Origin of the sequence: Sphingomonas sp. S-NIH.Pt15_0812, assembly GCF_003951315.1 — a bacterium.
Lineage (GTDB): Bacteria > Pseudomonadota > Alphaproteobacteria > Sphingomonadales > Sphingomonadaceae > Sphingomonas.
Window position 1 is genome coordinate 151,950 of the sequence record NZ_QLJH01000002.1, and the last position, 13,394, is coordinate 165,343.

The window sequence follows — 13,394 nt, forward strand, 5'->3', positions numbered from 1 at the left end:
ATGTATCGTTACGACCAATATGACCAGGCGATCGTCGATGCGCGCGTCGACGAGTTCCGCGACCAGGTTCGCCGCCGACTGGCGGGGCAGTTGACCGAGGACCAGTTCAAGCCGCTCCGGCTGATGAACGGCCTCTATCTCCAGCTCCACGCCTATATGCTGCGCGTCGCCATTCCCTATGGCACGCTCGACTCGCGCCAGTTGCGGACGCTCGCCGGCATCGGGCGCGAGTTCGACCGGGGCTATGGCCATTTCACGACGCGCCAGAATCTCCAGTTCAACTGGATCAAGCTGGAGGATACGCCGACCATCCTCGAACGGCTGGCCAAGGTCGAGATGCATGCCATCCAGACCAGCGGCAACTGCATCCGCAACATCTCGTCCGACCAGTTCGCCGGCGCGGCGGCGGACGAGGTGACCGATCCCCGCCCCTGGGCGGAGCTGCTGCGGCAATGGTCGACCTTCCACCCCGAGTTCAGCTATCTGCCGCGCAAGTTCAAGATCGCGGTGATCGCGGCGGACGAGGATCGCGCGGCGATGCGGCTGCACGATATCGGCATCCAACTGGTCGAGCGGGACGGCGAGGTCGGCGCGCGCATCTATGCCGGCGGCGGCATGGGCCGCACGCCGATGATCGCGCCGCTGATCCGCGACTTCGTCCCCGTCGACGATCTGATGAGCTATCTGGAAGCGGCGCTGCGCGTCTATAACCGCTATGGCCGGCGCGATAACATCTACAAGGCGCGGATCAAGATCCTGGTCCATGAGATCGGCGCGGACGAGTATCGCCGCCAGGTCGAGGAGGAGTTCGTCGCGGTCAAGCAGCTCGGCATCGACCCGCCGCGCGCCGAGCTGGAGCGGATCCAGGCGATGTTCGCCGCCCCCGCCTTTTCCGCCGATGCGCCCGACGCGATCGACCGCAGCGATCCCGACTTCGCGGTCTGGCTCGACCAGAATGTCGCCGCCCACAAGCAGCCGGGCCATGCCATCGTCACGATCAGCCTGAAGCCGATCGGCGGCATTCCCGGCGACGCCTCGGCCGACCAGATGGACCTGGTCGCCGATCTGGCCGAGCGCTACAGCTTCGACGAATTGCGCGTCACCCATGCGCAGAACCTCGTCCTGCCGCATGTCCGCAAGGCGGACCTGCCCGTGATCTGGGCGGCGCTGCGCGACGCCGGGCTGGCGGAGGCCAATCTCGACCTGGTCACCGACATCATCGCCTGTCCCGGCCTGGACTATTGCAGCCTCGCCAATGCGCGCTCGATCCCGCTGGCGCAGAAGCTGGCGGTGCGGCTCGCCCCGCGCCAGCATGACCTGGGCGAGCTGAAGGTGAAGATCTCGGGCTGCATCAACGCCTGCGGCCATCACCATGCCGGCCATATCGGCATCCTGGGCGTCGATAAGAAAGGCGTGGAGAATTACCAGCTCTCCTTCGGCGGATCGGGCGCGGAGGACGTCTCGCTCGGCAAGATCACCGGGCCCGGTTTCGACGAGGACGGGGTGGTCGATGCGGTCGACCGCGCCACCCGCACCTATGTCGAACTGCGGCAGGAGGGCGAGCGGTTCCTCGACACCTATCGCCGCGTCGGGATGCAGCCGTTCAAGGAGGCGATCTATGGGTGATCTCGACCGCGCGTCGATCGGCGGCGAGCCGCTGCTCCGCTTCCGCGACGACGAGCCGCATGACGAGCCGGCGGTGACGCTCGACTCGTTCCTGGCCGAACAGACCAACGCGACGGCGGTGCGGCTCGAGGCGGGCGAGGATGCACGCGCATTGCTGCCGCATCTCGACCGGCTGGCGCTGATCGAGGTGAGCTTCCCGACCTTTCGCGACGGGCGCGGCTATTCGGCCGGGCGCATCCTGCGCGAGGCGGGCTATGCCGGCGAACTGCGCGCGGCCGGGGACGTGCTGGTCGACCAGTTGCCGCTGATGCGGCGCTGCGGCTTCGACAGCTTCGCGCCGGAAAAGGAGATCGACGGCGCGACGCTGCGCGCCAGCCTGGACCGCTATGCCGATCGCTACCAGGCCGCCGCCGACCCGGTTATGCCGGTCTGGAGGAAGCGCCATGGGTGAGGCCGCGCGCGATCTCGACCTGATCGATGTTCGTCCTGCCTTCACGGTCGAGGATGCGGCGGCGATGGAGGCGCGCTTCGCGGGCGTCGCCGCGCCCGACATGCTGCGTGAGCTGATCACGGACGAGTTGGCGGGCCGGATCGCCTCCGTCTCGTCCTTCGGCGCCGAGTCGGCGGTGCTGTTGCACATGGTTGCCGACATCGACCCGGACGTACCGGTGATCTTCACCAACACGCAGAAGATGTTCGGCGAAACGCTGGCGTATCGCGACGAACTGTCCGAGCGGCTGGGCCTGACCGACCTGCGCGTGTTCCGGCCCGATCCGCGCCTGTTGCGGTTGAAGGACGACAAGGGCCTGCGCTGGTCCTACGACCCGGACGGCTGCTGCGAAATCCGCAAGGTGGAGCCGCTGCGGCGCGCGCTCGCGCCCTTCTCGGCCTGGATTTCCGGGCGCAAGGGCTTCCAAGCCGGCACGCGCAAGGCCCTGCCCCGCTTCGAGGTCGAGGACGGGCGGCTCAAGATCAACCCGCTCGCCGACTGGCCCAAGGCCGATCTGGAAGCCTATTTCGCCGAGCACGCGCTGCCCCGCCACCCGTTGGAGGCACAAGGCTATCTGTCGATCGGCTGCGCGCCCTGCACCTCGCGCGTGCAGCCCGGCGAAGACCCGCGCGCCGGACGCTGGCGCGGCTGGGACAAGGTGGAATGCGGCATCCACCAGGCGGCGACACCCGGCGACGACCCGATTTTCTGATCACTTCCGCTGAGCACCACTGAACCGTCACCCCTTCCGCCCGTTGCCGACCCGACAACAGGAGACGGTATGATGACGGATCGGGATTTCTCACGCCGGGACATGATGGCGGGCACGGCGGTCGGACTGGCGGCGGCGGGCATCGCCGCGCCCGCGGCGGCGCAGCGCGCCAAATCGGCGGCGGGCGCGGCGATGCCCGATCCGCGCACCCGCTATCCGCGCCCGCCCTTCGACACGGCGATGCAGCCCTTTCCCGGTCTCGCCGGCAAGATGACGCCGCGTCCCGACCATGGCGAAACCAGCTATGTCGGATCGGGCCGTCTGACCGGACGGCGCGCGCTGGTGACGGGCGGCGACTCGGGTATCGGCCGCGCCGCCGCCATCGCCTTCGCACGGGAGGGCGCGGATGTGGCGATCAGCTATCTGCCCGCCGAGGAGGCCGATGCGCGCGAGGTGGTCGCGCTGATCCGCCAGGCGGGGCGCAAGGCGCTGGCCCTGCCCGGCGACATCCAGGACGAGCGCTGGTGCAACCGCATGGTCGCGCAGACGGTGCGCGAATTGGGCGGGCTCGACCTGCTGGTCAACAATGCCGGCCGCCAGCAGCAGCGCCAGGCGCTGGCCGACCTGTCGTCGGAGGATTTCGACGCGACGATGAAGACCAATATCTACGCGATGTTCTGGATCACCAAGGCGGCGCTGCCGCACATGCCGGCCGGCGCATCGATCATCCAGACGACCTCGGAACAGGCCTATGACCCGTCCGCCAATCTGGTCGACTATGCGATGACCAAGGCGGCGATGATGAACTTCACCAAGTCGCTCGCCAAGCAGCTCGGCCCCAAGGGCATTCGCGTCAACGGCGTCGCACCGGGGCCGATCTGGACGCCGCTCCAGGTCGCGGGTGGCGCGACCGCGGAGAAGCTGCGGGAATTTGGCGGCGACACCTCGCTCGGCCGGCCGGGCCAGCCGGTCGAGCTGGGATCGATCTTCGTCCAGCTCGCTGCCAACGACGCCACCTTTTCGACCGGTCAGGTCTATGGCGCCGCCGGCGGGACCGGCCAGCCCTAAGCCTTTACCACTCCACGCCGATCTTGCCGAAATGGCCGGCGCTTTGCTCATAGGCGAAGGCGTCGGCCAGTCGGTCCAGCGGGAAGCGGCGGTCGATCACCGGGTGGATGTCGTTCGCCTCGATCGCGCGGACGAAATCCTGCTGCATCCGCCGGCTGCCGACGATCAGGCCCTGCAACCTTGCCTGCTTGGCCATCAATGCGGCGGTCGGCACCTCGCCGCTCGCCCCGGTCAGCACGCCGATCAGCGAGATATGCCCGCCGACGCGCACCGCCCCGATCGACTGGGCCAGCGTGCCCGGCCCACCGACCTCGACGACATGGTCGACGCCCAGGCCGCCGGTCCAGTCGGCGATCGCCCGGCCCCATTCCGGCGTCTCCCGATAGTTGAGCGTGAAGTCCACGCCCAGATCGCGAGCCCGCTCCAGCTTCTCGCCCGAGGAGGAGGTGATCGCCACCGTCGCGCCCATCGCCTTGGCGATCTGGAGCGCCCAGATCGACACGCCGCCGGTGCCGAGCAGCAGCACCGTGTCGCCCGCCTTCAGCCCGCCATCGCCGACCAGCGCGCGCCATGCCGTCAGCCCGGCGGTGGTGATCGTCGCCGCCTCCACGGCGTCCAGATGCTCGGGGGCATGGGTGAAGGCGGTGGCGGCGCGGACCGCGACTTCCTGCGCGAAGCCGTCGATCCCGTCGCCCGGCGTGCCGGCAAAGTCACCGACCTGCGCGGTGCCGTCCTGCCATTGCGGGAAGAAGCACGAGACGACGCGGTCGCCGGGGAGGAATTCGGTCACCCCGTCGCCGACGCTGTCGACCACGCCGGCGCCGTCCGCCAATGGCACCCGGCCCTGCTCCGGGTCCGGCGCGCCCATCCGGCCGGTCACGACGCCGAGGTCGTGATAGTTGAGCGAGCTGCCATGCAGCGCCACGCGGATCTCCCCCGGTCCCGGCGCCCCCGGATCGGGCCGGTCCTCCATCCGCAGTCGATCCAAGCCGGCGGGCGCGCGCACGATCATCGTCTTCATCGTCAACTCCTTGCTTCGGTCCGACAACGAGCGCGCTCCGCAAACTCTCCCTCATCCTGCCGCGGGCCGATATCGATGGGCCGATACGCATGGCTTTACAGTGCGGCGGCGCAGCATCATGACGGATCGTTCATCGGGCGCGCCGCCCGCGCGATGGACGGACCAGTTGGCGCGGACGGAGAATGACGACATGCCGAGTGGATTGGCCGCCTTGCTGGACGATGTGGCGGGGATCACCCGCCTCGCCGCCGCCTCGCTCGACGATGTCGGGGCCGCCGCCAGCCGCGCCGGCACCAAGGCGGTCGGCGTGGTCATCGACGATACCGCCGTCACCCCGCGCTATGTCACCGGCCTGTCGCCCGCCCGCGAACTGCCGATCATCGGCAAGATCGCGCTGGGCTCGCTCCGCAACAAGCTGTTGATCCTCCTGCCGCTGGCGCTGGTGCTGAGCGCCTTCGCCCCCTGGGCGCTGACGCCGCTGCTGATGATCGGCGGCGCCTATCTCTGCTTCGAGGGGGTGGAGAAGCTGGTCGAGGCCTTTGGCGGCCATCACGCGACCGAAGAGGCGGCGGAGGGCGCGACCACGCCGGAGGCACTGGAGAAGCAGAAGGTCAGCGGCGCGGTGCGCACCGACTTCATCCTGTCGGCGGAGATCATGGCGATCGCGCTTGCGGAAGTCTCGGGCAGCGGCATCGTCGCCCAGGCGGTGGCGCTGGCGATCGTCGCGGTGGCGATCACGGTCGGCGTCTATGGCGTGGTCGGGCTGATCGTGAAGCTGGACGATATCGGCCTGCATCTCGCCGGCAAGGACTCAACCGCCGTCCAGGCGATCGGGCGCGGCATGGTGAAGGCGATGCCGGTCATCATGTCGGCGCTGGCCGCGATCGGCACGGCGGCGATGATCTGGGTCGGTGGCGGCATCCTGGTGCATGGCATGGCCGGGCTGGGCTTCGCCGCGCCGGAGCATGTCGTGCATCATGCCGCCGAGACGGCGGCGGGCGCGGTCCCGGCGTTGCACGGCGTGCTGGCATGGATCGTCACCGCCATCGGCTCGGCGATCGTCGGGCTGGCCGCGGGCGGGCTGATCGTCGCGCTGCTCCACATGGTGAAGCGCAAGCCGCATTGAGCGGCAGGCTCCCTCCTGTTCCCCGGCGAAGGCCGGGGCCCAGTGGGGGAGGTCGAAGTAACGGAGCGCCGTCCGTCGTCACCATCGTCCCCCAACCGGGCCCCGGCCTTCGCCCGGGAACGGGACGGGTCAGGCCCAAACGCAAAATGCCCGCCGCCGAGCCGCTGTCGCGGATCGGAAGGCAGGCATTTGGAAGACCGGGACGATGGTGGGCGCGACAGGGATTGAACCTGTGACCCCACCCGTGTGAAGGGTGTGCTCTACCGCTGAGCTACGCGCCCATCGTCCGGGAGGCAGCCCTTTAGGCGGTGGTTTTCCGCCTGTCCAGCCACCTTCCGCAAAAAAATCAGTTCACCGAGTCCTTCAGGATCTTGCCGGCCTTGAACTTGGGCTGGCTGGAGGCCTTGATCGTCATCGGCTCACCGGTGCGCGGGTTGCGGCCCGTCGACGCCTTGCGCTTCGACACGGAAAACGTCCCGAAACCGACCAGACGAACCTCGTCACCCTTGCGCAGGCTGGCGGAAATGGCGTCGAACACCGCCTCCACCGCCTTGGTCGCATCCACCTTGCCGAGCCCCGACGTGTCCGCGACCGTCGCGATCAGCTCCTGCTTGTTCATTGATAAACCCCCAAAATATCGTCACACCGCGCGCCGGAATCGATCCGCGCGGCAAGAAGTCCCAATAAGAGCGAGCATTTAGCCCGAGTCAACCGCCACGCGACGAGGCGACGCGCGGCGGTCTACCCGTCAGTGATGCAATTCGCCACCCGCCGGCGTGATCGGTGCGGGCGGAAGCGCCGCCAGATCATCGGTCTCGGTCCAGTCGATCGCCTCCAGCAGCTCGGTCAGCGCCAGGCGCAGCACCTCGTCGACATGCTGGACCGGCACGATCGTCAGACTGTCCTTGATGTTCTGCGGAATGTCGGCGAGATCCTTCTCATTCTCGTGCGGGATCAGCACCGTGGTGATGCCGCCGCGCATCGCGGCCAGCAGCTTCTCCTTCAACCCGCCGATCGGCAGCACCCGGCCGCGCAGCGTCACCTCGCCGGTCATCGCCACTTCGCGCCGCACCGGTACGCCGGTCAGCGTCGACACGATCGAGGTGACAATGCCGATGCCCGCCGACGGCCCGTCCTTGGGCACCGCGCCCTCGGGCAGGTGGATATGGATGTCCTTGCGATGGAACAGGCTGGGCTTGATGCCATAAGAGGGCGAGCGCGCCTGGACGAAGCTGAAGGCGGCCTGCACCGATTCCTTCATCACATCGCCCAGCTTGCCGGTGGTCTTCACCTGCCCCTTGCCCGGCACCGTCACCGATTCGATGGTCAGCAGCTCGCCGCCCACCTCGGTCCAGGCCAGACCGGTCACCGCGCCGATCTGGTGCTCGGTCTCGCTCAGGCCGTGGCGGAACTTCTGCACGCCGGCGAAGTCGGACAGATTGTCGGGCGTGATCGTCACGCTTTCCGCCTTGCCTTCCAGGATCTGGCGCAGCGCCTTGCGGCACAGCTTGGCGATCTCGCGCTCCAACGTACGCACCCCCGCCTCGCGCGTGTAGCGCTGGATCAGCGCGCGCAGACCGCCCTGCGTCAGCGTGAACTCCCCGTCTTTCAGGCCATGCGCCTCGATCTGCTTGGCGACCAGATGCCGCTCGGCGATCTCGACCTTCTCATCCTCGGTATAGCCTTCCAGCCGGATGATCTCCATCCGGTCGAGCAGGGGCTGCGGCAGGTTGAGCGTGTTGGCGGTGCAGACGAACATCACGTCCGACAGATCGACGTCGATCTCCAGATAATGGTCGTTGAACTTGCCGTTCTGCTCCGGGTCCAGCACCTCGAGCAGCGCCGAGGCCGGGTCGCCCCGGAAATCCTGGCCCAGCTTGTCGATCTCGTCGAGCAGGAAGAGCGGGTTGGACGTGCCGGCCTTTTTCAGGTTGGTCACGATCTTGCCCGGCATCGAGCCGATATAGGTGCGGCGATGGCCGCGGATCTCCGCCTCGTCGCGCACGCCGCCCAGCGACTGGCGGATGAACTCGCGCCCCGTCGCCTTGGCGATCGACTTGCCCAGCGAGGTCTTGCCGACGCCCGGCGGGCCGACCAGGCAAAGGATCGGCCCCTTCAGCTTGTTGGTGCGCGCCTGCACGCCGAGATATTCGACGATCCGGTCCTTCACCTTCTCCAGCGCGTAGTGATCCTCGTTCAGGATCGCCTCGGCTGCGGGTATGTCCTTCTTGACCTTGGACTTCTTGCCCCAGGGCAGGCCGAGCAGCACGTCGAGATAGTTGCGCACGACCGTCGCCTCGGCGCTCATCGGCGCCATGGTCTTGAGCTTCTTCAGCTCGGCGGTCGCCTTGGTGCGCGCCTCCTTGGACAATTTCAGCGTCGCGATCTTCTGGGTCAGCTCGGCGAGTTCGTCGCCATCGCCTTCCTCATCGCCATTGCCCAGCTCGCGCTGGATCGCCTTCAGCTGCTCGTTGAGATAATATTCCCGCTGCGACTTCTCCATCTGGCGCTTGACGCGGGTCTTGATCTTCTTCTCGACCTGCAGGACGCCAAGTTCGCCCTCCATCAGCGCGAAAGCCATCTCCAGCCGCTTGGCGGGATCGGTCTCGACCAGCAGCGCCTGCTTGTCGCCGACCTTGACCTGGATATTGGCGGCGACCGCGTCGGCCAGCCGCGCGGCATCCTCCAGCTCGCCCAGCTGCACCGCGGTTTCCGCCGGCAGCTTCTTGTTGAGCTTCGAGTAATTCTCGAACTGCGACACGACCGAGCGCATCAGCGCCTCGATCTCGACACCCTCGCCCGCCTCGTCCTCGACCGGGTCGACAGTGGCGGCGAGATGGTCGGCGGCCGGGGCCAGCTCGCCCAGCCGGGCGCGCTGCTTGCCCTCGACCAGCACGCGGACGGTGCCGTCCGGCAGCTTGAGCAGCTGCAGCACGGTGGCGGTGACGCCGATCTCGTACAGATCCTCGCGCGAGGGGTCGTCTTCGGCGGGATCGAGCTGGGCGACGAGGAATATCTCCTTGTCACCGGCCATCGCCGTCTCCAGCGCCGCGACCGATTTCTCGCGACCCACGAACAGCGGCACGATCATGGCCGGGAAAACGACGATATCGCGCAGGGGAAGTACCGGCAGGAAATGGTTCACAAGCTACTCCGGGCGCCGCTCGATCGGCGCTTTTGTCCTATATGGGCGGTGATGCCCCATCCATCAATCACCTGCACGGCGGGCCGGTCGCCCCAAGGGTCGCCGCCATGCTCCGGCATAGGCAAAGCCCTCACCATCCTATAGCCTCGGAACGATCCGGGCGGTCGCCCGTCCCTCTTGTTCGGTCTCGTCATGTTCGCATCAATGCTCGCCCCCCTCGCCCTCATGGCCGCTTCCGCATCGCTCGACACCGCTCCCCCGGCCAAGGGCACCCCGCCCGTCACCGCACAGACCAAGCGCTCGGGCGGCGTGCGCCCGCCCGAGCAACTGGCGATGCGCTTCGACAGTGCCGACCTAGCATTCGAGCTATTGCCCGACCGTTACCGGCTGGAGGGGGTGGCCACGCTGGGCTTCACCGCCACCGCGCCGCTCGACCGGCTGGTGATCGATCTCGACCGCAACCTGCCGGTCCGCGCGATCGCGATCGACGGCGTCGACCTGCCCGCCACCGCCTGGTCCAACCCGGAGGGGCAGCTGGTCGTCCGACTGCCCCGGCCGCTCGCCGCCGGACAGTCGGTCCGCGCGCGAATCACCTATGGCGGCACGCCGCACGTCGCGGTCCGCGCCCCCTGGGACGACGGCGTCGTCTGGTCGAAGACCAAGGACGGCCGGACCTGGTTCGGCACCACGGCTGAGGGCTATGGCTGTGACCTGTTCTGGCCCTGCCTCGACTTCCCCAAGGGCGAGCCGGCGGTGGTGACGCTGCACATCACCGTGCCCAAGGGGTTGAAGGCCCCCTCCAACGGCGTGCTGCTCGGCGTTGATACGCTGCCCGATGGCCGCAGCCTCTGGAACTGGCGTATCGCGCATCCCAACACCTATGGCATCGCCCTCAATATCGGGCCCTATGAGGAGATCAGCGGCACCTATAAGAGCCGGTTCGGCAACCGCATCCCGATGTTCTACTGGTATCTGCCGGGCGAGAAGGCGCAGGCCGAGAAGCTGTTCGCGGAATTCGCGCCGACGCTCGACTTTTTCGAGAGCGTGATCGGCCCCTACCCCTTCGGCAATGAAAAGGTCGGCGTGGTCGAGACGCCCTACAAGGGCATGGAGCATCAGACGATCAATGCCTATGGCAACGACTATGCCAAGGCGATCGAGGGATTCGACTGGCTGTTCCAGCATGAGTTCAGCCATGAATGGTTCGGCAACCAGCTGACCGCCGCCAATTGGGACGATTACTGGCTGCACGAGGGCTATGGCAGCTATATGCAGCCCGCCTATGGCCGCTGGCGCGAGGGCGAGGCGCGCTATGCCGCGATGATGCAGGGCCAGCGCGGCGGCATCGCCAATCAGGTGCCGATCGTGCGCGGCCGCGTCATCACCGAGGAGGAGGTATATGAAGCCAAGGATGGCGGCCCCGGCCTCGACATCTACAACAAGGGCTCGTGGATGCTGCACACGCTGCGCGGCCTGATCGGCGACGCCGCCTTCTGGGACGTGACCCGACTTGCCGTCTATGGCCGCACCGATCCGAAGCCGGGCAACTTCCAGCCGCGCTTCGGCTCGACGGCGGAATATGAGCGCTTCGTCCGCCAGGTGACCGGCCAGGATTACGGCTGGTTCTTCGACGTCTATCTGCGCCGCGCCGCCCTGCCGGAGCTGGTGACCGAACGCTCGGGCGACCGCATGACGCTGCGGTGGAAGGTTCCGGGCAACGGCCCCTTCCCCTTGCCGGTCGAGGTGCAGGTCGGCGACCGCATCACCAGGGTCGCGATGACCGGCGGCCGGGGCGAGCTCGCGGTGCCTGCCGATGCGCATGTGGTGATCGATCCCTTCGCCCGCGTGTTGATGCGTTCGACAGCAGTCGAGGAGTTGCAGGCATGGCGAAGCGGCAAGACGAAATGACCGGGACGGCGCGTTCCGTCGCTCGCGTGGCGGAGATGGCGGCGATCTTCATGATCGGCGACGGGATGCTCGGCCTGCTCCAGCCCCGTCGTCACGTCGCCTTATGGCGATCGGACGTGCCCGTGCTCGATGCCCTGGTCCGCCCCTTTGCCGGGCGGGCCGGGCGGCGGCGCCTCTATGGCGCGGCGCAACTGGTGGCGGGGGTGGTGCTCGCCAGTCGGCTGACGGCAGGTCACACCTTTGATTCTTCAAAATGAATCCGGTTGCCTTTGCACCTAGATCATCCTGTCCTTTACGCGCTCCGCAAGTACCAAAGCGCAATTGCATTCGATACGGATGAATTTCGCGGTAACATGTCGAGCGAAAAATAACGGGAGAGAGCTGCCGTCGCAGGCGCTCATCTCCCGACCATCACCGGCCGCTGCCGGTTCGACCGGCGGCTCCACTCCATAACCCGTTTTATAATTGACGACGCGGTGATTGGTGACGTGCTTGTACACAAGCCGAAGACAAAAAAAAGGCCGGGACAAGCCCGGCCGAAAAGTTTTTAGGAGAGGATGCCTGAAAGGCACGGCTCTTGTGCATCGCAGCACGTGGTTAAGCAATTGCTCGTTCGACCATCAAGAATGCAAAAAAGGCAATCGCGTCTGCGTTCCGCGGCGACGCTAGCTTTTTCCGACGTGCCACCAGGGTCATGGCACCACGGTCACGAATAGATAGGCGGCGAAGATCACCAAATGGACGACGCCTTGCAACACCGTGGTCTTGCCGTTGCCCAATGACAGGGTGGCCACGAACAGCGATACGGCAAGCAGGGTCATGCTCTTCCCGCTGATCCCCAGCGCCAGGGGCAGGCCGAGGACCAGCGACACGATGGCGACCGCGGGGATCGTCAGTCCGATCGTCGCCAGCGCCGATCCCAGCGCCAGGTTGAGGCTGGTCTGCAGGCGGTTGCGCTTGGCCGCGCGATAGGCCGCCAAGCTCTCGGGCGCGAGCACCAGCGCGGCGATGATGACGCCGACCAGCGCCAGCGGCAGCCCCGCCCCCAGGATCGCCGCCTCGACGGTCGGCGACAACGCCTTGGCGAGCAGCACCACGACGACCAGCGCGATCAGCAACACGCCGAACGCGCTCCATGCGGCGGCATCGGTCGGCGGCGCGGCATGGGCATCGTGCGGCAGGCTCTCGCCCGAGGGCAGGAAATAGTCGCGATGCCGCACCGTCTGCACCATCACGAACGTGCCGTAGAGGATCAGGGACACCACCGCCACGAACAGGAGTTGCGATGGCGCATAAGTCGGCCCCGAGGTGGAATCGGTATAATTGGGCAGGACCAGCGACAGCACCGCCATCGCCGCCAGCACGCACAGGGCGGCGCTCACCCCGCGCAAGGTGAAACGCTGCTCGCCGTGCCGGATGCCGCCCGCCAGCAGGCAGAGCCCTACGATGAAGTTGAGGATGATCATGATCGCCGCGAACACCGTGTCGCGCGCCAGCGAGGAGGCGTCGCCCGCATCGGAGAGCATCAGGCTGACGATCAGCGAGACCTCGATCACCGTCACCGCGATCGCCAGGACCAGCGTCCCGAAGGGCTCGCCGACCCGGTGCGCCACCACTTCGGCATGGTGGACGGCGGCGAGCACGCTGCCGATCAAGACGACGATCGCCGCCACCGTGCCGATCGTGCCGAGCTTCGCCAGCGACGTGACGATCGCCGCCACCCCGAGCATCGGGAACACCAATGTCCACCAGGGCAGGGTCAGTCTTTGCAACAAGGCCCGCTTGGCCCCCTGTGGTACGATCACCTCTTCCGCCATGCCGCCTCCCTTTTGCATTCACCGAACCAATGCCCCGGCGACGCGAAAAGGTTCCGGTCAGGCGATCACGCCCCCCCCGTCGCGTTGCGCCAGCACACGGCCCATCGATTCGAACAGCGCATCCATCGCCACCGGCTTGAAGATCACGTCGTCCGCCCCCGCCGCCAGGCAGCGTTCGCGCAGGTCGACCGCCGCGTCGGCGGTCACCACGATGATCGGGACCGCGGCCTTGGCATCGCCGCGCGAGCGGATGTGGCGGATCGCGGTGATGCCATCCATGCCCGGCATCCGCAGGTCGATCAGCACGATGGTGAAGTCGTGCCGGTCGATCTCCACCAGCCCCTGCTCGGCATCCTCCGCCTCGCTCATGCTGGCGCCGGCCACGTCCAGCATGTCGCGAACGACACGGCGGTTCATGCGATCGTCCTCGATGAAGAGCACGTCCATCGCTATGCCGATCCCATCCTGTGCCCCTGCCAGC

The 13,394-nt window shown here is 67.3% G+C and carries 12 protein-coding genes and 1 tRNA gene; 7 read left to right on the forward strand and 6 right to left on the reverse strand.

The genetic code is table 11. The features are described 5' to 3' along the window. The 4 genes from BRX43_RS02045 to BRX43_RS02060 all read left to right on the forward strand — a co-directional run bounded on the left by BRX43_RS02045 (window position 1) and on the right by BRX43_RS02060 (window position 3,896). Entirely contained in the window at window positions 1-1,626 is a 1,626-nt protein-coding gene (locus BRX43_RS02045; protein ID WP_125993164.1) for a nitrite/sulfite reductase, read from the forward strand. Then, window positions 1,619-2,077, forward strand: coding sequence for a DUF934 domain-containing protein (locus tag BRX43_RS02050; protein WP_125993165.1), 459 nt, complete (start codon window positions 1,619-1,621; stop codon window positions 2,075-2,077). Before BRX43_RS02045 ends, BRX43_RS02050 begins: the two co-directional genes overlap by 8 nt. Further along, window positions 2,070-2,828 (forward strand): phosphoadenylyl-sulfate reductase, encoded by a 759-nt coding sequence (locus BRX43_RS02055; RefSeq protein ID WP_125993166.1) that lies wholly within the window; start codon window positions 2,070-2,072, stop codon window positions 2,826-2,828. The genes BRX43_RS02050 and BRX43_RS02055 overlap by 8 nt, the downstream gene beginning before the upstream one ends. A 72-nt stretch (window positions 2,829-2,900) precedes the next feature. Continuing rightward, window positions 2,901-3,896 (forward strand): SDR family oxidoreductase, encoded by a 996-nt coding sequence (locus BRX43_RS02060; RefSeq protein WP_125993167.1) that lies wholly within the window; start codon window positions 2,901-2,903, stop codon window positions 3,894-3,896. A 4-nt stretch (window positions 3,897-3,900) separates the two neighbouring features. Here the strand turns inward: BRX43_RS02060 and BRX43_RS02065 are convergent, their stop codons facing one another. Next, complete coding sequence (locus BRX43_RS02065) at window positions 3,901-4,917, reverse strand: NAD(P)-dependent alcohol dehydrogenase (protein ID WP_125993168.1); 1,017 nt, start codon at window positions 4,915-4,917, stop codon at window positions 3,901-3,903. A 190-nt stretch (window positions 4,918-5,107) separates the two neighbouring features. Between BRX43_RS02065 and BRX43_RS02070 the strand changes: the two genes are divergently transcribed. After that, the gene (locus BRX43_RS02070; protein WP_125993251.1) at window positions 5,108-6,043 is read left to right on the forward strand and encodes a DUF808 domain-containing protein; all 936 of its coding nucleotides are present in this window, start codon (window positions 5,108-5,110) and stop codon (window positions 6,041-6,043) included. A 206-nt stretch (window positions 6,044-6,249) separates the two neighbouring features. On the opposite strand, the gene BRX43_RS02075 is transcribed toward BRX43_RS02070, so the two are convergent. The 3 genes from BRX43_RS02075 to lon all read right to left on the reverse strand — a co-directional run bounded on the left by BRX43_RS02075 (window position 6,250) and on the right by lon (window position 9,188). After that, window positions 6,250-6,324: transfer RNA gene (locus BRX43_RS02075), tRNA-Val, on the reverse strand. A 65-nt stretch (window positions 6,325-6,389) separates the two neighbouring features. Then, on the reverse strand, window positions 6,390-6,662 hold the full coding sequence (locus tag BRX43_RS02080; RefSeq protein WP_125993169.1) for an HU family DNA-binding protein: 273 nt from the start codon (window positions 6,660-6,662) through the stop codon (window positions 6,390-6,392). 129 nt (window positions 6,663-6,791) lie between these two features. Beyond that, window positions 6,792-9,188 carry an endopeptidase La gene (lon, locus tag BRX43_RS02085; RefSeq protein ID WP_125993170.1) on the reverse strand — a complete coding sequence of 799 codons (2,397 nt, stop codon included), beginning with the start codon at window positions 9,186-9,188 and terminating at the stop codon, window positions 6,792-6,794. Between the two features lie 225 nt (window positions 9,189-9,413). Here lon and BRX43_RS02090 point away from each other — a divergent pair, with 225 nt between their 5' ends. Further along, window positions 9,414-11,096 (forward strand): M1 family metallopeptidase, encoded by a 1,683-nt coding sequence (locus BRX43_RS02090; protein ID WP_125993252.1) that lies wholly within the window; start codon window positions 9,414-9,416, stop codon window positions 11,094-11,096. Next, the gene (locus BRX43_RS02095) at window positions 11,072-11,353 is read left to right on the forward strand and encodes a hypothetical protein (RefSeq protein WP_125993171.1); all 282 of its coding nucleotides are present in this window, start codon (window positions 11,072-11,074) and stop codon (window positions 11,351-11,353) included. Before BRX43_RS02090 ends, BRX43_RS02095 begins: the two co-directional genes overlap by 25 nt. Before the next feature lie 435 nt (window positions 11,354-11,788). On the opposite strand, the gene BRX43_RS02100 is transcribed toward BRX43_RS02095, so the two are convergent. Beyond that, window positions 11,789-12,913 (reverse strand): ionic transporter y4hA, encoded by a 1,125-nt coding sequence (locus tag BRX43_RS02100; RefSeq protein ID WP_125993172.1) that lies wholly within the window; start codon window positions 12,911-12,913, stop codon window positions 11,789-11,791. Window positions 12,914-12,970: 57 nt separating this feature from the next. Beyond that, window positions 12,971-13,360, reverse strand: a complete 390-nt coding sequence (locus BRX43_RS02105) for a response regulator (RefSeq protein WP_125993173.1) — start codon at window positions 13,358-13,360, stop codon at window positions 12,971-12,973. Window positions 13,361-13,394: the final 34 nt, after the last annotated feature.

Bases quoted from the DNA above. Each gene is read 5' to 3' on its own strand.
- BRX43_RS02055 (WP_125993166.1), top strand. From the start codon at position 2,070: ATGGGTGAGGCCGCGCGCGATCTCGACCTGATCGATGTTCGTCCTGCC.
- BRX43_RS02070 (WP_125993251.1), top strand. From the start codon at position 5,108: ATGCCGAGTGGATTGGCCGCCTTGCTGGACGATGTGGCGGGGATCACC.
- BRX43_RS02065 (WP_125993168.1), bottom strand. From the start codon at position 4,917: ATGAAGACGATGATCGTGCGCGCGCCCGCCGGCTTGGATCGACTGCGG.
- BRX43_RS02060 (WP_125993167.1), top strand. From the start codon at position 2,901: ATGACGGATCGGGATTTCTCACGCCGGGACATGATGGCGGGCACGGCG.
- BRX43_RS02045 (WP_125993164.1), top strand. From the start codon at position 1: ATGTATCGTTACGACCAATATGACCAGGCGATCGTCGATGCGCGCGTC.
- BRX43_RS02105 (WP_125993173.1), bottom strand. From the start codon at position 13,360: ATGGACGTGCTCTTCATCGAGGACGATCGCATGAACCGCCGTGTCGTT.
- BRX43_RS02095 (WP_125993171.1), top strand. From the start codon at position 11,072: ATGGCGAAGCGGCAAGACGAAATGACCGGGACGGCGCGTTCCGTCGCT.
- BRX43_RS02080 (WP_125993169.1), bottom strand. From the start codon at position 6,662: ATGAACAAGCAGGAGCTGATCGCGACGGTCGCGGACACGTCGGGGCTC.
- BRX43_RS02090 (WP_125993252.1), top strand. From the start codon at position 9,414: ATGGCCGCTTCCGCATCGCTCGACACCGCTCCCCCGGCCAAGGGCACC.
- BRX43_RS02050 (WP_125993165.1), top strand. From the start codon at position 1,619: ATGGGTGATCTCGACCGCGCGTCGATCGGCGGCGAGCCGCTGCTCCGC.
- BRX43_RS02100 (WP_125993172.1), bottom strand. From the start codon at position 12,913: ATGGCGGAAGAGGTGATCGTACCACAGGGGGCCAAGCGGGCCTTGTTG.